This window comes from Pseudomonas sp. Pseusp11 (assembly GCF_047304405.1).
Classification (GTDB): Bacteria; Pseudomonadota; Gammaproteobacteria; order Pseudomonadales; family Pseudomonadaceae; genus Aquipseudomonas.
On record NZ_JBGLZF010000047.1, the window covers coordinates 24,084 to 43,377 of the forward strand.

Genomic DNA, 19,294 nt, shown 5'->3' on the forward strand with positions numbered 1-19,294 from the left:
TAGCGGGAAAGTGGTGGTGGCTGTCAGGCGAGTTCCCTGACCTCCAGCAACTGCCCCAGCCGGCTGCGCGTGCGCGCCAGGTCGATGGCATCGCCATCCAGGCATTCGCGCAATGACTGGTGGCCGAGCAGAATCAGGTGTTTGTCCTGGTCGTACAAGACGTCGATCAGGTTGATGAAGCGTTGTTGGGCGGCGATTGAACAGTCGGCGAGGCTGGGCAGTTTGTCGATGATCCAGCGGTCGAAGCGCCGGCACAGTTCCAGGTAGTCCATGACGGCGGTGGGGTGTTCGCACAGGTCGGCGAAGGTGAAGCCGATGGTTCGCCCTTCGCAGTATCGGGCTTGTAGGTGTCGTGTCCCGACGGGCAGCCGAATGGGTGGTGCGTCGTGTTCGAGCAGGTGCAGCGCCTGACGCTGGCTCACCGTGGCCGGCCAGACGTACTGGCCCTGGGTAAACAGCTGCTGCGCATGGGGTCGCGCCTGACTGCGGTAATCATGGGGGCCGCCGACTTCCATCACCTGCATGCGCGTGTTGATCAGGTCGATCACCGGTTTGAAACGGGTATGGTAAAGCGGGTTGGGCAGTAAACCTTCCGGCGGGTAGTTTGAGGTCACCAGCAGCAGAATCCCCCGGCGAAACAGCGCCTTGAACAGCCGGGTGATGAGCATCGCATCGCCGATGTCATGCACGTGGAATTCATCGAAACACAGCACCCGGCAGTCTTGCAGCAGTTCGTCGAGGGTGGTTGCCAGCGCATCGGGCTGATCGCGATGGCTGAACATGCCCTGGTGCAATTGCGCAAAAAACTCATGGAAGTGCAGGCGCTGTTTTGCCGTGACGGGGATGGCCTGGAAAAAACCGTCGAGCAGCCAGCTCTTGCCGCGCCCGACCGCACCATGGAGGTAAAGCCCGGGGAGTGGCGCCGATGACCCCGGCAGCGCCGACGCGTGCTGCGCCATGCAGTCGATCACGCGCAACTGGCTGTGGCTGAGGGTATAGCCCTGAAAATGGGCCTTGTGGCGGAAGTAGTCGTGGATCACCCGGCCTTGCGCGCTGCCACTGGTTGGCGCCGCGAATGCCTTGCCGAAAAAACGGCGTAGCGCGGACCCGCGTGGTGTGAGTTGCGGACGGTTGGGCGGTCGTACGGCCAATGTGATGTCACCCCGTAATCTTCAGGCCGGCTCCCCCTGAGCCGCGGCGGTGTAGTTTAACCAAGTGGGTAATAAACCGACCACTCTGGCAATTGTGGGTTGCCGCAAAAAGATCGCAGCCTCCGGCAGCTCCTACAAGGATCGATGCTCACCGACATATCGCGGATGAACACCACCCCCTGTAGGAGCTGCCGCAGGCTGCGATCTTTTGATCTTCGAGGTTAGCGCTCGATACTGCGATTCCACCGGTCATTCCACGCCGGGCGCTGTTCGTTGACCTGATCCCAATCGATGGCAATCGCCGTTTCCAGATAGTGCTTCATCGCCTCGACCTGACCGCGGGTCTTGTCGGTGGTTGGCGTATTCGGGTTCGACGGAATCTGATCGCCGTCTTCAAGCGCCGCAGCCTGTGCTTCAGGTGTCAGCAAGAAGGCTGCGAGTTTCTGCGCCAGTTCCGGTTGGGTGTTGTTGGCGATGGCGCATTCGGCCACGTTGAGCACCACCGAGCCTTCCTTCGGCTGCGCATATTCCACCGGCATGCCCTTGAGTTTCAGCGCGGTGACCTGGGTCGGGGTCAACGGGAACAGCGCCGCTTCGTCGGTCTGGAGCATTTCGGAGATTTTCGCCGAGCTCGGAATGTACTCCAGCACGTTGCGCCCGACGGTGTTCGGCCAGGCCTTGAACCCCGGTTCGACGTTGGTTTCGCTGCCGCCCTGAATCCGGTTGAACATCAGGAAACCGTGCAGGCCGAAGGTCGAGGAGGCCATCGACTGGAACACTAGTTTGTCCTTGAAGCGCGGATCGGCCATGTCCATCCAGGAGGTCGGCGCGTTCCAGCCTTTTTCCTTGAACAGCCGCGTGTTGTACGCCAACCCGGTAACGCCGAGGCTGACCGCCACCGCTTGATCCTTGATGCGGCCCTTGGGCGGAATCTGCGCCAGGGTCGGGCTGTCTTCGAGTTTGTCGCACAGGCCCATGGCAATGGCGCGGTACATGATGCCGTCGTCGAGGAACATCACGTGCAATTGCGGGTTGCCTTTGCTGGCCTGGACCTTGGCCAGGATATCGGCCGAGGTTCCCGGCACGATCACCACTTTGACGTGATTGGCTTTTTCGAAAGCCGGCAGCACCTTGTCGGCGTAGAGCCGCTCCATGGTCCCGCCGTTCATGCCCAGGTAAAGCGTCGGCTCGGCGTGGGCCTGAGTGACCGTGAGCAGGGCGCTCATGCAGGACAAACCGAGCAGTGCAGTGCGTTTGAGGTTATTCATTGGCGCGACCTTCCTCTATCAAGCTACGGAGATGGAGTGAAACCGGGTGATGGAAAACGCATCCAGCGGCGTCTTTGACGCGCCGCTACAGATGATCTCGGTGAGCGCCTGGCCCACCGCAGGCCCGATCTGAAAGCCCGCGCCGGCAAAGCCGAATGCGTGCAACAGACCGGGTTGGGTGCTGCTGTGACCGATCACCGGTTGGCGGTCGGGTAAATAACCTTCGGTGCCGCTCCAGGTACGAATCGCCTGGGCGCCTTCAAGAAACGGGTAGAGCTCGACGGCCTGACGCAGGATCTCGATCACCGCGCTCTGACCAGGCCGGGCGCGGGCACCATCAAGGGCAAAGCCCTGGCCGCCGCCCAACACACAATTGCCCCGCGCGACCTGACGGGCGTAGATGCCGCCGCCCTCGACACCGGTACTGGCATTCATCACCAGCGGCAAGGGTTCGGTGACCAGCATCGCCGGGTGCCCGGCGTGCATCGGCACCGCTTCGCCGAATTGCGCGGCAAGGTTACCGGCCCAGGCGCCGGCGCAGTTGAGCAGCCAGGGTGCGTGCAGCTCGAGGCCGGATTGAGTGCTGACACGAAAGCGCTGACCATCGTGTTCCACCGCCGTGACTGCGCATTGCTCATGCACCTGCGCGCCGTGCCGACGTGCCGCTTGGGCAAACGCTGGAGACACCAGACGCGGGTTGGCGTGGCCATCGTCCGGACACAGCGAGGCACCGACCGCGACGTCTCCGACCCACGGAAAACGTGCACGCAACTCATCGCGATCAAACAGCTGCAAATCAAGGCCGAACCCCTGGCTGCTGGCGGCGTAGTCCTGCAAGGCGTGCAGGTCGTTGAGGCTGCGGGCGAGTTTCAAGTGGCCGCTGCGCTGGTACTCGCCGTCGATGCCGATCAATTGCGGCAGCTGTCCCCAGATTTCGTGGGCCCGTTGCGACAACGGCAATTGCGACAGCGGCCGGCCCTGACGACGCACGCCGCCATAGTTCACGCCGCTGGAATGCGAACCGCAAAAATCCCGTTCCAGCAGCGCCACGCGTCGGCCGGCCTTGCTCAGAAACAGGGCGGCGGAGGCCCCGACAATGCCGCCGCCAATGATGACTGCCTCGACCTCGATCATGGCTCGACCTCCAGACCGAACGGCAAGGGTTTGATCGGTGCCTGAGCCCGCAACCGACCGATGTCGGCTACTGAACGCCGACTTTCGCAGGCAATGATTTCCGCGGCGGCGGCCCCGCACATCCGGCCCTGACAGCGACCCATGCCGACCCGGCAATGGGCCTTGACCCGGTTGATCTCCCAATGACCTTCGCGCACCACCTGGCGGATGTCGCCGGCGCGTACTTCTTCGCAGCGACAGATCATCAGGTCATCCGCAGCGTCGGCGGCCCAGCTTTCGGGGAAGGCAAAGGCGCGCTCCAGGCCCTGGCGGAATCTGCCGATTCCTTTCAGCGACTGTTCCAGCTGGGTGGTACGTTGCGGCGGGATCAGGTGACCGCTGTCTTCGAGCAGCGCCAAGGCTGCCCGTTCGCCGGCCATTTCCGCCGCGTCGGCGCCCATGATGCCGGCGCCGTCACCCGCCAGGTACACCTCGGCGACACTGCTGCGCCCGGCACTGTCGCGCTGTGGCAGCCAAGCGCGGTTGAGCGGGTTCCAGGTGAATTCGCAGCCCAGCAGGTCGGCGAGTTGGGTTTCGCTGCGCAGACCATGGGCGAAGGCGACAGCGTCGCAGTCGATTTGATGTTGGCCTTTTGCGTTGCGCCAGATCAGCGATTGCACACGCTGTTGGCCATCGATGCCTGACAGGCTGGCGCCCTGATGCACCGGGATGCCGTGGGTGGTCAGCCAGGTGCGGTAATAGAGGCCTTTGGCGAGGGTAGCCGGTTGCGACAACAGACCGGGCAGGGCGCGGGCCTGAGCGCTGAACGGCGAACTGTCGAGCACCGCGACCACGTTGGCACCGGCCTTGGCGTATTGATAGGCCACCAGGTACAGCAACGGTCCGCTGCCGGCGAACACCACGCGTTCACCAATGGCACAGCCCTGAAACTTCAAGGCGATCTGCGCCGCGCCGAGGCTGTACACCCCCGGCAACGTCCAGCCCGGCACCGGCAGAATCCGGTCGGTGGCACCCGTGGCGACAATCACCCGGGAGAACGCCACGCGTATGGCACGGCCATCGTGCAAGGTGTCGAGTGCGTTGGCCTCGGCGTTCCATACCAGCGTGTCGGGGCGGTAATCGAGTTGTTCGCGCAGTGCGTCGATGGTTTGATGCAGCGCGTTGGCCTTGGGGGCTTCGAAGCCATACAACTTGACGGGCGAGCGCTTGAAGTTCGCCGGTTGCCGCCGATAAATCTGCCCGCCACCGCGAGCTGCTTCGTCCAGCAGAATAGGGCGCACGCCGTGGGCGACGAGGGTTTGTGCGGCACGGATTCCGGCGGGGCCGGCGCCGATGATGACGGGCTTCATACAAACCCCACCACATTAAAGATCAAAAGATCGCAGGCTTCGCCAGCTCCTACAGGGGATCGCGTACGGCGTAGGAGCTGCCGAAGGCTGCGATCTTTTGGGGACGCCGGATAAATGGATGTCATACGCAACGCCCCGGTTCGCGGCTGACCTGCTGGCCGGTCTCAAGCAGCGTCGAGCAGGCCCGCACCCGGCGGCCATCGCCCAGGCGTACCCAGCAGTCCTGACAAGCGCCCATCAGGCAGAAGCCGGCGCGGGGTTCGGCGCTGAAGTCGCTGCCACGCAGGTGTTCGCTGCAGGTCAGCACGGCGGTCAGCAGGGTGTCGCCGAGCAAGCCACTGGCAGGCACGCCGTCGAGGGTAAATCCCAGGGCCGGGCGGTCGCCTTCGGCCAGTCGTTTCAGCAGAGCCATGGCGCCCTCATTGTTTACCCACCAGAACCCGATCCAGGCCGTAGACCCGATCGAGCAGAATCATCGTCAGCGCGGTCAGCGCGATCACCAGGGCCGACACCGCCGCCATCATCGGATCGATGGATTCGGTGGCGTACACGTACATGCGCACCGGCAAGGTTTGCGTGGCCGGCGAGGTGATGAAGATCGACAACGTGACCTCGTCAAAGCTGTTGATGAACGCCAGCAGCCAGCCACCGGCGACCCCTGGCAGAATCATCGGCAAGGTGATTTGCCGGAACAGCGTGAAGCGTCCGGCACCCAAGGATTGCGCGGCGTGTTCGGCGCTGCGGTCCAGGCCGATGGCCGACGCCAATACCAGTCGCAACACATACGGCGTGATTACCAGCACATGCGCGAAGATCAGCCAGGCGAAGCTGCCGTTGACGCCCATCAGCGCGAACAGGCGCAGCAACGCCACCCCCAGCACCAGGTGCGGAATGATGATCGGCGACAGGAACAGGGCGTTGAAAAAGTCCCGTCCGGGGAACTCGAAGCGGGTGATCGCCAGCGCCGCCGGCACCGCAATCAGCGTCGCCAGACTGGCCGCGCTGAAGGCCAGGATCAGGCTGTTGTAGAACGCATCGACAAAGTCCGCGCGTTCGAACACGGCGCGGAACCAGCGCAGGGAGAAATCCGTGGTCGGCAGGCTCAGGGTGTTTTCCGGGGTGAAGGCGACGAGGCACACCACCACCAGCGGCGCGAGCATGAACAGCACCACCAGGGCATGGAACAGCAGGGCGAAAGGACCGTTTCTGGACATGACGAATTATCCCAATGACTTCTTGTAGCGGCCTTCGATCATCCGGTTCCACGACAGCATGATCAGCAGGTTGAGCAACAGCAGGGCCACGGCAATCGCGGCGCCCATCGGCCAGTTCAGCTCCGACAGGTACTGGTCGTAGATCAGCGTGGCGACCATCTTCAGCCGGCGTCCGCCGAGCAGGCCGGGAATGGCGAAGGAACTGGCCGCGAGGCCGAACACGATCAAGGTGCCGGAGAGCACGCCGGGCATGACCTGCGGCAACACCACTTTGCGTATCACCGTGAAGTGGCTGGCGCCCAGTGACAGCGCAGCCTGCTCGGCGGCCGGGTCGAGTTTTTGCAGCGAGGTCCAGACCGGAATGATCATGAACGGCAGCATCACGTGGACCAGCGCGATCACCACTGCGAACGGCGTGTAGAGCAGCTTCATCGGCGAGCCACCGAAGGCTTGCAAGGTCTGGTTGACCAGCCCGTCGGCGCCCAGCAACAGGCTCCAGCCGAACGCCCGCACCACCACCGAAATCAGCAGCGGCGTGAGGATCAGAATCAGGAAAATCGAACGCCACGGTGCGCCCATGCGACTGAGGATGTAGGCCTCGGGCACGCCGATCAGCACGCAGAGCAGGGTGGTCAGGGCGCTGATCCACATCGTGCGCAGAAAGATCTCGTAGAAGTACGGATCGCCCAGCAGGCTGCTGTAGTGGGCGAAGGTGTAGGCGTCGCTGTTGATCCCCGCGCTGTAGTCGAAGACGTTCAACGACAACACCAGCGTCAGCAGCAGCGGGATCGCCAGCAGGCCGACGTACAACGCCAGGGCCGGCGCCGACAACACATACCCTTGGCGTCCCTGGCGGATGGCGGCGAGCGTATTCATGCCGACACCTCGTCGACACTCAGCACCCGCAGCAGTGCCGCGTCCCAGTCGAGGCCGACCGCCGTGCCTTCGGCCAGTGGCGCCGAGCCGTCGTTGCGACGCACCACGCAGAGTTCGCCCAGGGTTGTTGTTACGCCATACAGCCATTGGCTGCCGAGGAAGAAGCGGCTGGCGATCTTGCCTTGCAGACGACCATGGCCTTTTTCCCGCAGATCGATTTTTTCCGGGCGCAGGCTCAGCGTCAGTTCACCGTTGCCGGTGTTGCACACCTGAACCACGCCGGCGCCATCTCGCTCACCGGGCAGCAGATTGGCTTTGCCGACGAACCCGGAAATGAACTCGGTGCGCGGATGTTCGTAGAGGGTGTAAGGGGCGTCGATCTGGGTGATGCGCCCGGCCTGCATCACCACCACCCGATCGCTGATCGACAGCGCTTCGGACTGGTCGTGGGTGACCATCAGCGTGGTGATCCCGACTTCACGCTGGATGCGGCGGATTTCGAACTGCATCTCTTCGCGCAAATTGGCGTCGAGGTTGGACAGCGGTTCGTCGAGCAGCAACACCGGCGGCTCGATCACCAACGCCCGGGCCAGTGCAACACGCTGGCGCTGGCCGCCGGAAAGCTCCCGTGGATAACGCTCGGCGTGCTGGTGCAGGCGAACCAGTTTCAGCACCCGGTCCACCCGTTGCTGCAACTCGCCATTGGGCACTTTGCGCATGCGCAGGCCGAAGGCGACGTTGTCTTGTACGGTCATGTGCGGGAACAGCGCGTAACTCTGGAACACCACGCCCAGGCCTCGGCTGGCGGGTTTGGCGTGGGTGATGTCGCGACCGTCCAGCACAATCCGCCCGCTGCTGACTTCGACGAAGCCGGCGATCATTTGCAGGGTGGTGGTTTTGCCGCAGCCGGAGGGGCCGAGCAGTGAGACGAACTCGCCTTTTTCCACCGACAGGTTGGTGGCGACGACTGCGTCGATCTCGCCATATCGTTTGCCGAGGTTTTCAAGCTGCACAAAGGCCATGACTGCGCTCCACCTGAGATTGTTATGCGTCGCCAACGGCGCGCTTTTTTGTATGGGCAGATACGAAAAGATGTTGCGGGGGGTGTTGGCGCTCGACGTGTCGGCTGCCGTTGTTGTTCGAATCGCCCCTGTATGGACGCAGAGTAGGACGAAGAATAGGATGGGCTCAATAACCTATTTCACTGAAGCGATGACTATTTTCAGTTTTATTCAGTGAGTAAATTTATTGATGAGAAATCAAATGTCAGATTCCACTGATCGGAATGAAAACAAAAATGAAGTCGGTGTCGGTGCGGTCTCAAGACTGTTTGCGGTGCTGCGCAGCCTGGGTGACACCGTCGAGGGCGGCGAACGCGTGACGCAACTGGCGCAGCGCATCGGTTTGTCGCAACCGACTACCCACCGCTTGCTGCGCAGCCTGATGGACGAGGGCATGGTCGAACAGGACGCCCGCAGCAAGCGCTATCGCCTGAGCCTGGAGTTTTTTGCCTTGGCGGCCCGCGCCGGCAATACCAACAACCTGCGCGAACTGGCGCGGCCGGCATTGCTGCGGTTATCGGCATCGTTGGGTGATTCGCTGTTTTTACTGGCGCGCAGCGGCTTTGATGCGATTTGTCTGGACCGCAGTGAAGGGCCGTTTCCGATCCGCACATTTACCGGCGACATCGGCGGGCGGGTGGCGCTCGGCGTGGGTCAGGGCAGCCTGGCGATTCTGGCATTCCTGCCGCAAGAGGAACGCGACACGGTGATTCACTACAACTTGCCGCGGCTCAAGGATTTTCACCTGTATGACGAAGTGTTCCTGCGCTCGGAAGTCGAGAATGTGCGCGCGCTCGGGTACGCCGGGCGCAACACCGGCGTGTTGCAAGGCATGGCCGGCGTAGCGGTGCCGATCCTCGATCGCGACGGCCGGGCGGTGGCGGCGTTGAGCGTGGCCACGATCAGTGATCGCCTGGGGCCGGATCGTTTGCCGACCGTGGTGGAAATGCTCAAGCGCGAAGCGGCGTTGATCGGGCCGCGGATCAATCCGTTCGACCCGCTGTTGCGCAGGCCTTCGCAGGTGTTTGGGCAGGGGTGACCACAACCCGGATCAGAACTTCAGTGTCTGCTTGAGCATCTGCGCCGCCGGTGTGTCACTCGGGCTGACCATCGCGTAGTTGTACCCGGCATCCGACCAATATTCGGCCTGCAGTTCGCCGTCGCTGCGGCTGCCACGGGGCAGGAGGAAGTTTTTCGGCCCCGGTGGCCGGACGTAGAAGCTGACTTTGTGGCCGCCCTGATCTTCGTAAACCACCATCGCCGCCGGCCCTTGTTCGGTACTGAGCAAACGGCCGCTGACCGGTCTGTAGCCAGCCCCCGCCAGGTTCGGCAGACGATGGGCCTGGCTGAAATAGCGGTCGAGCCAGCCCTGCATGTCGCCATCGTCGCTGACTTGGTAATCCGCCGGCAGGATGCCTTGCTGGGCAATCAGTCGGTAGGCCTGCATCGCATCGGCCATCGGCAGTGGGGGGCTGACCAGAGTCATCTCCCGCGCGTGCCAACCGCCCAATCCGCCGACGCTGACCGCAATCAACAACACCGCGGCACTGGCCAGATGACGGCGCGACTGGCGTTTGAGGCGCTGGCGAATCAGCGCCGGGTCAAGTTGCGGGTTGGCCGGTTGCTGCAAGGCGCCGCTCAGGGCCGCGCGCAATTGCTGGGCGTCCTGCTGCCAGGCGCGCACTTGCGCGGCCACCTCGGCATTGCTGGCCAAATAAGTGTCCACCTGATGTCGGTCGGCATCGCTGAGTTGGTGATCGACGTAGGCGTGCAGGTCACGCTCGCTGGGCGGCATGCTGATCATTTGAGTCTCCGCAGGGAAGGGCGGGTGATTTCGCCGTCGCTGAGCTGGCGCAAGGCCTGGCGCGCGCGGGACAGGCGCGACATTACGGTGCCGGTGGGGACGTCGAGAATCTCGGCGACCTCCTTGTAACTCAAGCCTTCCACCGACACCCAGAGCAGCAGCGCGCGCTGTTCGGTGCTGAGCTGATCGAAGGCTTGTAGGGTCGATTGGGCGATTACCGTGCGTTCTACCGAAGGCTGCGCATCGTCGCGCCCGGTAAAGAATTCGAGCATCCGCGCATACCGCCGGGATCGGCGGTGGGCGTCGAGAAACTGCCGATAAAGAATCGAAAACAGCCAGGCCCGCAGGTCGCCCTCCGGACGTTTGGCGCTCCAATTCGACAGCGCTCGTTCCAGGCTTGCCTGCACCAGATCGTCGGCACTGCTGGGGTTGCGCGTCAGCGACACGGCGAAGCGCCGCAGCCTGGGAATGATTTCACGCAATTGTCCGTCGATGTTGTTCATGGAAAAGGCGTGTTCTCTGGCTGTGATGAATGGCACTGACAAGAAGGACGCCGGCCACCGTGGTTTATTCCTTCGTCGGGGAAAACCATTACTTATTTGTGTAGGAGATTTCTGAGGGGTTTGTAATCCATGTAATGGCATCGAACTTCGCGGCTCAACCCATGCAGCAAGCTCAGGCAGTCAGCCCAGCCTCTCATCAGGCTGCGCAGAACCACCCGTGCTTGAACGTAAATATTGAGCCTGAAGAGAATTTTTTTTATGCAAGAGTGCAAAATTTCCCTTGAGTCGGCATCGATTTGTTCGCTGCTTCCGGACAACAACACCGATGACATGTGGCCGCGGTTCGGTCGTGGGCCGACGGTTGAGCCTGAGTATCTTCTGATCCATCACGCCATCGAGGCGCAAGCTGCCACCAGACCTCAGGGCATTGCCGCCCATTGTGAGGGCGAAACCATCACCTATGGTGAACTGAACCGGCAGGCCAACCGACTGGCCACGCTGTTGCGTCAGCAGGGCGTCGCCCCGGGCGATCACGTGGCCTTGTTTGTGGAGCGTTCGATCCCGATGCTGGCGGGAATGTTGGCCGCATTGAAAGTGGGTGCTGCCTACATCCCTCAGCACGTAGGGATTACTCCCACCGCGCAATTGCGTCACATCATGGACGTGGCCTCGACGCGGGTGGTGCTGACACTGTCGAGCCTCGAGTCGCGAATTCCCCTGACGTCGCAGCAACACTGCATTTGCCTCGATGAGTTCATGGCGGTTGCGTCAACACCCGCTGATGACCTGAATGTGGCCTGTTCGCTGTCATCGACCCCGGATCGATTGTGCTTCGTGCTGTTTACCTCCGGCACCACCGGCCTGCCCAATGGGGTTCGGGTGACCCACCGCAATGTGTGCAATATTTTGCTGACAGCCCCTGGCAATCTCGGCATGCGGCCTGGGCTCAAGGTCGGACAGATACTTAACATCGCCTTTGACATGGCGGCCTGGGAAATACTCGGGTGTCTGGCTCATGGTGCGACCTTGATGATCCGTGGCAAGGACATCGCCCAGACGGCCGAACAATGCGATGTGCTGATCGCTACGCCTTCGATACTCGGCACACTCGATCCATTGCGGTGTCAGCAAGTCAAGGTTGTGGCCCTTGCCGGGGAGCCATGCCCGCAGCCCCTGGCTGATCGCTGGTCCTCGTTCTGCACTTTTTACAATGCCTGCGGCCCGACCGAAACCACGATCGTCAACACCATGCAGCATTACAGGGGCGCAGGTGCATTGACGATCGGCAAACCCACGCCCAACAACACGGTGTACGTGCTGGATGAGGCGGGCCAGCTCTGTCAGGCGGGTGAGCAAGGTGAGATGTGGGCTGGCGGCGACTGTGTGACCGCCGGTTATTTGAGTAACCCGACGCTGACCGCCGAACGCTATCGGCCCGATCCGTTTCTGGGGCAGGGCCGGATGATGTTTCGCACACGTGATCTGGGGCGCTGGACAGCGAACGGCGAACTTGAACACCTGGGACGTGTCGATGATCAGGTCAAGGTCAGAGGGTTTCGGGTGGAGCTCGACTCTGTTTCTGCGGCTCTGGAGTCATCTGATCGCTGCGAGCGGGCGGTCACGTTGAAACTCGATAGTCGCCATCTGGTGGCCTTCGTCTATCCCGTTACCACGGACATCGATGATGCAAGACGACGCTGTGAAGAGCGGCTTGCCTACTATAGCGTCCCTTCGCTGATCCTCGCCGTGGAGCACATTCCGCTGACCTCACGCGGCAAGGTCGACAAACGCTTGCTGCTGGAGCGGGCGATGACGCACCAGGCCGGCGCGACGACCCGGCAAGGGGTGAGCGCATGAAGGGGGGGAATCCGGATACCGCACTGCCGGTCAAGCGCGTGCTGTGGCGGCGATTGGGGACGTTGCCGATATTTTCGCATTACAACCGCCTCGTAGCGCTGGTGCTTGCACTCAATATCGCGGCACTGGCGCATGGGTTGACCGCCGGGCAGTGGTGGACATCCACGGGGATAGTCCTTGAGGCGTTGTCGGGATTGGTGGTGGCGAATCTGTCGCTGGCGATTTTGATTCGCCAGCAATACATCATCAATCTGCTGTTCTGGCTGGCAACCCGGGCGCCCACTTCCTGGCCGCTTGCGATACGCCGCTCACTGGCCAAGGTTTACCACTTCGGCGGCTTGCACAGTGGCGGGGCGTTGGCGGCGATTGGCTGGTTCGCGGTGTTGATCGGCTCCCTGGCCTGGCATTGGACTGAAAGCTTGGGCGGCGTTTCTCTGGCGCTGCTCGGGGTGAGCACCGGGTTGCTGGGGATCTTGCTGCTGGTGGCCGTCATGGCTCATCCGCGGATTCGCGGGCGTTTTCACAACGGCTTCGAGCGCATGCACCGCTTTGGTGGATGGACCGCACTCGCCCTGTTCTGGGTATGGAGCGTTCTGTTTGTCCGGGACCAGAACCCGCAGGCCTCCGTGAGCGAGGCGCTGTCGACGTCGGTGGCATTCTGGATGCTGATTGTGCTGACGTTCAGCATCGCCTTGCCATGGTTTCGTCTGCGCAAAGTGCCGGTGCAACTGATCAAGCCTTCTTCTCATGCGGTAATAGCCCGTTTTGGCCATGTCACGCCGTTTGCCGGCTCCTCCAACGCCATCAGTCTCAACCCGCTGATGGAGTGGCATTCCTTTGCCAATATTCCCGCACCGGGTGAAGCGGGTTTTCGCCTGATCATTTCCCGGGCAGGTGATTGGACCGGCGAGTTCATCGAACAAATGCCGACGCATGTCTGGGTCAAAGGCATTACCACCGCTGGCGTGGCGCACATCGAAACCCTGTTCAAATCGGTGGTGTACATCGCCACGGGCAGCGGCATCGGCCCGGTGTTGCCCCATTTGTTGGCCGGGCAAGTACCGATACGGCTGGTCTGGTCGACCCGCAGCCCGCGAAAAACCTACGGTGACGAACTGGTGGAAGAGATCCTGCGGGCCAATCCTGATGCCTTGATCTGGGACACCGATGTGCTCGGCAAGCCAGACCTTGTGCAACTGGCTTATGACGCGGTTCGCTCGTTCGGTGCCGAGGCGGTGATCTGCATTTCGAACCAGACGCTCACCCAGCGAGTGGTTGAGGAAATGGAAGGGCGGGGCATTCCGGCGTATGGCGCAATCTGGGATTCCTGAAGTGTGCCAAGAGCGTTTTTCATTCAAACATTTCACATCTATTTAATGAGATCACCATGCACACATTGATCGAACGTCATGATCGAGTCGTATTGATTCGTCTTAATCGCCCGCAGGCCAGGAATGCTTTGAGTTCGGCCCTGATGCGCGAACTGCTGGACACGTTGCAACGGTTGGACCGTGACCCCGGAGTCGGCTGTTTCGTGATCACCGGGACGGCAGATTTTTTTGCGGCTGGCGCCGACATCAAGGAGATGTACGGAAAATCTTACCTGGACATGGTCCATGAGGATTATTTCGCCGATTGGGAAGCCTTTGCCGCGTTACGTACGCCCAAGCTGGCCGCTGTTGCCGGTTATGCATACGGTGGTGGCTGTGAGTTGGCCATGATGTGCGATCTGATCTTTGCTGCGGATAACGCTCGTTTTGGCCAACCGGAAATCAGGTTGGGAGTGATGCCTGGAATGGGCGGGACCCAACGTCTCACACGCCTGATAGGCAAGTCGAAGGCCATGGACATGATTTTGACCGGACGCTCGATGTCGGCCGAAGAGGCCGAGCGGGCAGGGTTGGTGTCGCGGGTAATCGTTGCCAGCGATCTGCTGGAGCAATCCTTGGCCGCAGCGCAGATCATTGCCGGTTTCGCTAAAACCGCCACACTCGCTGCGCGCGAGTCAGTGGACCGGGCGCTGGAGTCAGGGCTGCGTGAGGGCCTTCTTTTCGAGCGAAGAGTGTTTCATGGTTTGTTTGCCACGGGGGGGCAACAGGAAGGTATGCAGGCTTTTTTGCAGAAGCGTGAGCCGATTTTTAACCCGGTTTGACCAACCTTGAGGATTCGTTGCTAGCGGTGCTTTGAAAGAAACTACAGTTCAGGGGGAATAATCCTACGTGACGTTCGTCTCATAGCTCTTTTCCCCTGTGGCCCACGGCCCCGGAGACTTTCATGGTTGATCGCTCATCTACAACAGGGCCGTCTCGGCCACCCCTGAGCACCGCGAGCCTGACGTTGCGCCTGACCGGCATCGCCGTGGTGGTCGCCGCGCTGGCCGGGGCTTTTGCCTACGTCAACGGCACACTCGACCCACAGCGCCTGACGCCGAAAGCGTTGATCAATGTGCTGGAGAAAAACAACGGCGTGCACCCGGGGTTCCGTCGTAACCACGCCAAAGGGGTGTGCGTGATCGGGCATTTCGAGAGCAGCGGCCTGGTGCGCGAGTATTCCAGCGCCCAAGTGTTCAGTGAAGCGCGGACCCCGGTGGTCGGGCGTTTCGCGCTGCCTGCCGGCAACCCTTACGCGCCGGACAACAGCGTACCGATCCGCAGCCTGGCGTTGCGCTTTACCCAGGCCAACGGTCAGCAGTGGCGCACCGGGATGAACAGCATGCCGGTGTTCCCGGTGGGCACGCCCGAGGCGTTCTATCAGCTGCAACAGGCGCAGTCACCGGACCCGGCCACCGGCAAACCGAACCCTGCGGCGGTGCCGGCGTTCTTCGGTTCTCACCCGGAAGCCGCGCCGTTTCTTGCCTGGATCAAGACCGCCAAACCTTCTGCCAGTTATGCGACCGAGACGTATAACAGCGTCAATGCGTTTTACCTGGTGAACGCAGCGGGACAGCGGCAAGCGGTGCGTTGGAGCATGACCCCGGTTGCTCAGGATGCGGCGGGCGCGATGGCACCGGAGGGTGCTGACTTCCTGGAGAAGGATCTGGCTCAGCGCTTGTCCGCCGGACCGCTGCGTTGGCAGTTGAACATCACCCTGGCGAACCCCGGGGACCCGGTCAACGATGCGAGCAAGACCTGGTCCGGCGACCGAAAAGTGCTGAACGCCGGCACGCTGGTGCTTGAAAGTACCCAGCCGCAACTCAATGGCGAGTGTCGCGACATCAACTACGACCCACTGGTATTGCCCAGCGGTATCGAAGGTTCCGACGACCCGCTGCTCGCCGCTCGTTCAGCGGGTTACGCCAGTTCCTATCTGCGTCGCACCAGCGAAGTGAATCAGTTGCCCAACGCCAAGCAGGAGGCTCATCAATGAGCGCTCAACCGAACCATTTCGCTCCCCTGGCGCGGCTGCTGCATTGGCTGATGGCGCTGATGATCATCGCGATGCTGTTCATCGGCGCCGGCATGGTGGCCTCGGTGTCCGAGCGTCACGAGTGGCTGATCCACCTGCACAAACCGTTGGGCATCGCCATTCTGCTGTTGGTGGTCGTGCGTCTGGCCGTGCGTTTTTCGACCCGGCAACCACCGCTGCCGGCGGACCTGCCGGGTTGGCAGGTGTTCGCGGCGAAGGCTTCGCATGTCTTGCTGTACGCCTTGATGCTGATTTTGCCGCTGCTGGGCTGGGCGATGATTTCGGCGGCTGGCGATCCGGTGATGCTCAGCAGCTCGTTGCAACTGCCGTCGATCCTGCCGGCGAATGCGCAGGTGTTTGCGTTTTTGCGCAAGGCGCATGGGTATCTGGCGTACCTGCTGTTCCTGACTGTACTACTGCACCTGGCGGCGGCGTTGTTTCACGGTTGGGTGCGCCGCGATGAGGTGTTGGACAGCATGTTGCGGGGCAGGGACCGTGGATGAGTCGGGGGACTGCCGATAACTGTGGCGAGGGGGCTTGCCCCCGTTGGGCTGCAACGCAGCCCCAAATGCGGTTGGTCAGACGCTCCTGCGTCTGATCGATTTACGACTGCTGCGCAGCCGAGCGGGAGCAAGCTCCCTCGCCACAGGTGTTGGGTGTTTTGGTGGCGAGCGTCAGCCACCAATAGATCAACGCTACGGCGTTGATGCCCGCACCCAGCCAGCACACCGCGATCCAGCCGCCCCAGGCATACATCGCCGTCGAACCGATCGAGCCCAAGGCGCTGCCGATCGAATAGAACAGCATGTAGCCGGCGGTGAGTCGGCTTTGTGCTTCGGGGCGTACGCTGTAGATCATGCTCTGGCTGGTGACATGAACGGCCTGTAAACCCAGATCCAGCGTAATCACCCCGAGCAGCAGCGCCCACAGCGAGGATTGAGTGAGGGCGATGGGCAGCCATGAGGCGAGCATCAGCAACAGCGACAGTCCGCTGGTCCATTGACCCAGGCCACGATCGGCCAGATGCCCGGCGCGAGCAGCGGCCAGTGCGCCGGCAGCCCCGGCCAGCCCGAACAGCCCGATTTCGGTGTGGGACAGTGAAAGCGGCGGGGCGCTCAACGGCAATACCAAAGGGGTCCACAGCACCATGGCGCTGGCGAACGTCAGCAGGGCAAGGGTGGCCCGTTGACGCAACACCGGTTCTTCCTTGAACAACGTGAAGACTGAGCCGATCAGCGCGCCGTAAGCGCTATTCGGTCGCGCGTCTTCGTGCCTGGGCAGCACACGAAACAACAGCAGCGCCATCACCAGGGTCAACCCGGCGGACAGCAGATAAATCGAACGCCAACCAGCCAGGTCGGCCATGCCGCCGGCCACCGTTCGTGCCAATAGAATGCCGACGACAATGCCGCTGGTGATCACGCCTACCACACGTCCACGTTGCGCCGGGATGGCCAGCGTCGCGGCGTAGGCCACCAGGACTTGCGTCACGACCGCCAGTAGCCCGGTCAGCGCCATGCCGAGCAACAGCCAGGTGCTGCTCGGCGCTAACGCGATCATCAACAAGGCCAGTGCCGACAGCAGGGTTTGCAAGACGATCAATCGGCGACGGTTGAGCAGATCTCCCAGAGGGACCAGCAACAACAGGCCCACGCCATAACCGATCTGAGTGAGGGTGATGACGATACCGATGGTTGCCGGGTGCATGGCGAAGGCTTCGGCCATGGCATCGAGCAATGGTTGTGCGTAATACACATTGCCGACGGCCAGGCCGCAGGCGACGGCAAACAGCAGCACCACGGCGCCGCTTAACGGGTGGTCAGGTTTCATCACAGGCTTCCTTGTGTGGTTTCAATATAAAACCAGTTGTACGGTAAGGAGTCTGGTTTTATATTGCAACCACATTGGTTGCCGGCGGACGCGGTCATGGTTAAACGTACAAGCATGGAAGGCGCCGAATGCCCGGTCGCTCGTTCACTGGATGCGATTGGGGATTGGTGGTCGCTATTGATCGTGCGCGATGCGTTCGATGGCCTGCGACGCTTCGGTGAGTTCCAGCGCAATCTGGGCATGGCCAAGAACATTCTTTCGGCACGCCTGCGCACATTAGTGGCCCACGGGATTTTCGATCTGGTGCCGGCGTCGGACGGCAGCGCGTATCAGGAATATGTGCTGACGGAGAAGGGCCAAGGCTTGTTCCCGTTAATCATCGGGTTGCGGCAGTGGGGCGAGGCGTTTTTCTATGAGGTGGGGGAGGCGCATTCGCGGGTTGTCGATCGTGAGAACGGTCGACCGGTGCGGCCGCTGGAATTGCGCGCCGAGGATGGGCGGCTGTTGGGGCCCCAGGATTGTGTGCGGGTTCCGGTTGAGTAAAAGATCAAAAGATCGCAGCCTGCGGCAGCTCCTACACTGCGATCTTTTGATCTCAAATAATCAACGCAGAGCATCGACCATGTCGGCAATGGTCGTCAGCACATCCTTGCCCAACTGCTTCGAGCGCTTACCAGACCAGCCAGTCAGCGCATTCGGCGCGTCGTTGTTGTCCTTGAAGGGCATTTCAATGGTAAAGGACAGGCAATCGAACTTCTGACCGACGCTGTTGCAGGCCAGGGTCATGTTGGCTTTGCCCGGTTCGTCGCGGGTGTAGCCGTGTTTGGTCTGAAAGTCCTTGGTCAGGTGCTTCAGATGGCTGCGGAAGCGCTCTTCGAGTTTTTCGATCCGCGGTGTATAGCCGGGGTTGCCTTCGCAACCGGCGGTGAACACGTAGGGAATTTCTTCATCGCCATGGATGTCGAGGAACAGGTCGACGCCATACTTTTCCATTTGCTGCTGAACGAACAGCACTTCCGGGCTGATTTCCTGGCTGGCGTTCTGCCAGGCGCGATTCAGGTCCTGGCCCATGGCATTGGTGCGCAAATGACCGTGGAAGGCGCCGTCCGGGTTCATGTTCGGCACCAGGTACAGGTCGGCGCTGGCCAGGAGCTTATTCAGCACCGGATCGTCGTGTTTCTCCAGACGCTCGATCACGCCTTCCATGAACCATTCGGCCATGTGTTCGCCGGGGTGTTGTTGGGCGATGATCCAGACCTTGCGCTGACCTTCGGCGCCAGTCCCTTTGCGCAACAGCTGGATGTCACGACCCTCAACGCTCTTGCCGGTGGCCAACAGTTCGGTGCCAGCCTTGGTCTGTGCCTGTTCGATCAGCCAGTCGTGACGGCCACGGCTGTAGGGTTCGAAGTAGGCGAACCAGGCATGGGTGGCAGTGGCTTCAAGGCTGAAACGCAGGCAGTCGCCTTCGAAGATGGTCGGCACCCGGAACCAGTTGACGTGGTCGTAGGACGCCACCGCCTGATAACCATCCCAGGCCTTGTTGTATGAGGACTTGCTGGCGTTGTTCAGACGAAACCAATGCTCCTGACCAACATGCAGGCCGCTGGCCTTGAAATGGAACCACTGGAAATGCTGGCTGCGAGTGTCTGGCCTGATGGCCAGCAATGCTTGCAGAGGATTGCTGATGTCCAGCACATCAATGTTGCCGCTGTCGAAGTTAGCGCTGATGTCGAAAGAAGATTTAGCCCCGGCCATAATCAATTCCTGAATACGATTTTTATGGCTGCTACTTTACACGCAAGAGGGGGAGAAACCGGGGGAAATTACGGGGGTGTAGAAGGG

At 61.5% G+C, this 19,294-nt stretch carries 19 protein-coding genes; 7 read left to right on the forward strand and 12 right to left on the reverse strand.

Annotation, left to right across the window (positions count from 1 at the left end; translation table 11 throughout):
• Positions 1-23: 23 nt before the first annotated feature.
• From zapE to ACCC96_RS26145, 8 genes are all read right to left on the reverse strand, one after another.
• Positions 24-1,151, reverse strand: a complete 1,128-nt coding sequence (gene zapE / locus ACCC96_RS26110; protein WP_413697312.1) for a cell division protein ZapE — start codon at positions 1,149-1,151, stop codon at positions 24-26.
• Between the two features lie 221 nt (positions 1,152-1,372).
• Positions 1,373-2,419, reverse strand: a complete 1,047-nt coding sequence (locus ACCC96_RS26115; protein WP_413697313.1) for an ABC transporter substrate-binding protein — start codon at positions 2,417-2,419, stop codon at positions 1,373-1,375.
• Positions 2,420-2,437: 18 nt separating this feature from the next.
• Entirely contained in the window at positions 2,438-3,553 is a 1,116-nt protein-coding gene (locus tag ACCC96_RS26120; RefSeq protein ID WP_413697314.1) for an NAD(P)/FAD-dependent oxidoreductase, read from the reverse strand.
• Complete coding sequence (locus ACCC96_RS26125; protein WP_413697315.1) at positions 3,550-4,902, reverse strand: FAD-dependent oxidoreductase; 1,353 nt, start codon at positions 4,900-4,902, stop codon at positions 3,550-3,552. The genes ACCC96_RS26120 and ACCC96_RS26125 overlap by 4 nt, the downstream gene beginning before the upstream one ends.
• A gap of 121 nt (positions 4,903-5,023) precedes the next feature.
• Positions 5,024-5,314 (reverse strand): (2Fe-2S)-binding protein, encoded by a 291-nt coding sequence (locus ACCC96_RS26130; protein ID WP_413697316.1) that lies wholly within the window; start codon positions 5,312-5,314, stop codon positions 5,024-5,026.
• 7 nt (positions 5,315-5,321) lie between these two features.
• Entirely contained in the window at positions 5,322-6,116 is a 795-nt protein-coding gene (locus ACCC96_RS26135; protein WP_413697317.1) for an ABC transporter permease, read from the reverse strand.
• Positions 6,117-6,122: 6 nt separating this feature from the next.
• The gene (locus ACCC96_RS26140; protein ID WP_019648426.1) at positions 6,123-6,992 is read right to left on the reverse strand and encodes an ABC transporter permease; all 870 of its coding nucleotides are present in this window, start codon (positions 6,990-6,992) and stop codon (positions 6,123-6,125) included.
• On the reverse strand, positions 6,989-8,014 hold the full coding sequence (locus tag ACCC96_RS26145) for an ABC transporter ATP-binding protein (protein WP_064618870.1): 1,026 nt from the start codon (positions 8,012-8,014) through the stop codon (positions 6,989-6,991). The genes ACCC96_RS26140 and ACCC96_RS26145 overlap by 4 nt, the downstream gene beginning before the upstream one ends.
• Positions 8,015-8,255: 241 nt before the next feature.
• Here ACCC96_RS26145 and ACCC96_RS26150 point away from each other — a divergent pair, with 241 nt between their 5' ends.
• Positions 8,256-9,092: an IclR family transcriptional regulator gene (locus ACCC96_RS26150; protein WP_018925445.1), complete on the forward strand. Its 837-nt coding sequence runs from the start codon at positions 8,256-8,258 to the stop codon at positions 9,090-9,092.
• A gap of 12 nt (positions 9,093-9,104) precedes the next feature.
• Here ACCC96_RS26150 and ACCC96_RS26155 read toward each other — a convergent pair whose 3' ends face one another.
• Positions 9,105-9,857: an anti-sigma factor family protein gene (locus ACCC96_RS26155; RefSeq protein ID WP_413697318.1), complete on the reverse strand. Its 753-nt coding sequence runs from the start codon at positions 9,855-9,857 to the stop codon at positions 9,105-9,107.
• Complete coding sequence (locus ACCC96_RS26160; protein WP_019648429.1) at positions 9,854-10,360, reverse strand: RNA polymerase sigma factor; 507 nt, start codon at positions 10,358-10,360, stop codon at positions 9,854-9,856. Before ACCC96_RS26160 ends, ACCC96_RS26155 begins: the two co-directional genes overlap by 4 nt.
• Before the next feature lie 258 nt (positions 10,361-10,618).
• Here ACCC96_RS26160 and ACCC96_RS26165 point away from each other — a divergent pair, with 258 nt between their 5' ends.
• From ACCC96_RS26165 to ACCC96_RS26185, 5 genes are all read left to right on the forward strand, one after another.
• On the forward strand, positions 10,619-12,217 hold the full coding sequence (locus ACCC96_RS26165) for an amino acid adenylation domain-containing protein (protein WP_413697319.1): 1,599 nt from the start codon (positions 10,619-10,621) through the stop codon (positions 12,215-12,217).
• On the forward strand, positions 12,214-13,548 hold the full coding sequence (locus tag ACCC96_RS26170; protein WP_413697320.1) for a hypothetical protein: 1,335 nt from the start codon (positions 12,214-12,216) through the stop codon (positions 13,546-13,548). Before ACCC96_RS26165 ends, ACCC96_RS26170 begins: the two co-directional genes overlap by 4 nt.
• Positions 13,549-13,604: 56 nt before the next feature.
• Positions 13,605-14,369 (forward strand): enoyl-CoA hydratase-related protein, encoded by a 765-nt coding sequence (locus ACCC96_RS26175; protein ID WP_413697321.1) that lies wholly within the window; start codon positions 13,605-13,607, stop codon positions 14,367-14,369.
• Positions 14,370-14,491: 122 nt separating this feature from the next.
• Positions 14,492-15,583 (forward strand): catalase family peroxidase, encoded by a 1,092-nt coding sequence (locus tag ACCC96_RS26180; RefSeq protein ID WP_413697322.1) that lies wholly within the window; start codon positions 14,492-14,494, stop codon positions 15,581-15,583.
• Complete coding sequence (locus ACCC96_RS26185; protein WP_413697323.1) at positions 15,580-16,125, forward strand: cytochrome b; 546 nt, start codon at positions 15,580-15,582, stop codon at positions 16,123-16,125. Before ACCC96_RS26180 ends, ACCC96_RS26185 begins: the two co-directional genes overlap by 4 nt.
• Before the next feature lie 100 nt (positions 16,126-16,225).
• Here the strand turns inward: ACCC96_RS26185 and ACCC96_RS26190 are convergent, their stop codons facing one another.
• Positions 16,226-17,452: an MFS transporter gene (locus ACCC96_RS26190; RefSeq protein ID WP_413697324.1), complete on the reverse strand. Its 1,227-nt coding sequence runs from the start codon at positions 17,450-17,452 to the stop codon at positions 16,226-16,228.
• A gap of 96 nt (positions 17,453-17,548) precedes the next feature.
• Between ACCC96_RS26190 and ACCC96_RS26195 the strand changes: the two genes are divergently transcribed.
• Positions 17,549-17,995 carry a winged helix-turn-helix transcriptional regulator gene (locus tag ACCC96_RS26195; protein ID WP_258669597.1) on the forward strand — a complete coding sequence of 149 codons (447 nt, stop codon included), beginning with the start codon at positions 17,549-17,551 and terminating at the stop codon, positions 17,993-17,995.
• A 60-nt stretch (positions 17,996-18,055) separates the two neighbouring features.
• Here the strand turns inward: ACCC96_RS26195 and ACCC96_RS26200 are convergent, their stop codons facing one another.
• Positions 18,056-19,207, reverse strand: coding sequence for a M14-type cytosolic carboxypeptidase (locus tag ACCC96_RS26200; RefSeq protein ID WP_019648437.1), 1,152 nt, complete (start codon positions 19,205-19,207; stop codon positions 18,056-18,058).
• Positions 19,208-19,294: the final 87 nt, after the last annotated feature.

Excerpts from the sequence above, each read along its gene's own strand:
- ACCC96_RS26115 (WP_413697313.1), bottom strand. The coding sequence starts at position 2,419 with ATGAATAACCTCAAACGCACTGCACTGCTCGGTTTGTCCTGCATGAGC.
- ACCC96_RS26120 (WP_413697314.1), bottom strand. The coding sequence starts at position 3,553 with ATGATCGAGGTCGAGGCAGTCATCATTGGCGGCGGCATTGTCGGGGCC.
- ACCC96_RS26125 (WP_413697315.1), bottom strand. The coding sequence starts at position 4,902 with ATGAAGCCCGTCATCATCGGCGCCGGCCCCGCCGGAATCCGTGCCGCA.
- ACCC96_RS26130 (WP_413697316.1), bottom strand. The coding sequence starts at position 5,314 with ATGGCTCTGCTGAAACGACTGGCCGAAGGCGACCGCCCGGCCCTGGGA.
- ACCC96_RS26135 (WP_413697317.1), bottom strand. The coding sequence starts at position 6,116 with ATGTCCAGAAACGGTCCTTTCGCCCTGCTGTTCCATGCCCTGGTGGTG.
- ACCC96_RS26140 (WP_019648426.1), bottom strand. The coding sequence starts at position 6,992 with ATGAATACGCTCGCCGCCATCCGCCAGGGACGCCAAGGGTATGTGTTG.
- ACCC96_RS26145 (WP_064618870.1), bottom strand. The coding sequence starts at position 8,014 with ATGGCCTTTGTGCAGCTTGAAAACCTCGGCAAACGATATGGCGAGATC.
- ACCC96_RS26150 (WP_018925445.1), top strand. The coding sequence starts at position 8,256 with ATGTCAGATTCCACTGATCGGAATGAAAACAAAAATGAAGTCGGTGTC.
- ACCC96_RS26155 (WP_413697318.1), bottom strand. The coding sequence starts at position 9,857 with ATGATCAGCATGCCGCCCAGCGAGCGTGACCTGCACGCCTACGTCGAT.
- ACCC96_RS26160 (WP_019648429.1), bottom strand. The coding sequence starts at position 10,360 with ATGAACAACATCGACGGACAATTGCGTGAAATCATTCCCAGGCTGCGG.
- ACCC96_RS26165 (WP_413697319.1), top strand. The coding sequence starts at position 10,619 with ATGCAAGAGTGCAAAATTTCCCTTGAGTCGGCATCGATTTGTTCGCTG.
- ACCC96_RS26170 (WP_413697320.1), top strand. The coding sequence starts at position 12,214 with ATGAAGGGGGGGAATCCGGATACCGCACTGCCGGTCAAGCGCGTGCTG.
- ACCC96_RS26175 (WP_413697321.1), top strand. The coding sequence starts at position 13,605 with ATGCACACATTGATCGAACGTCATGATCGAGTCGTATTGATTCGTCTT.
- ACCC96_RS26180 (WP_413697322.1), top strand. The coding sequence starts at position 14,492 with ATGGTTGATCGCTCATCTACAACAGGGCCGTCTCGGCCACCCCTGAGC.
- ACCC96_RS26185 (WP_413697323.1), top strand. The coding sequence starts at position 15,580 with ATGAGCGCTCAACCGAACCATTTCGCTCCCCTGGCGCGGCTGCTGCAT.
- ACCC96_RS26190 (WP_413697324.1), bottom strand. The coding sequence starts at position 17,452 with ATGAAACCTGACCACCCGTTAAGCGGCGCCGTGGTGCTGCTGTTTGCC.
- ACCC96_RS26195 (WP_258669597.1), top strand. The coding sequence starts at position 17,549 with ATGGTTAAACGTACAAGCATGGAAGGCGCCGAATGCCCGGTCGCTCGT.
- ACCC96_RS26200 (WP_019648437.1), bottom strand. The coding sequence starts at position 19,207 with ATGGCCGGGGCTAAATCTTCTTTCGACATCAGCGCTAACTTCGACAGC.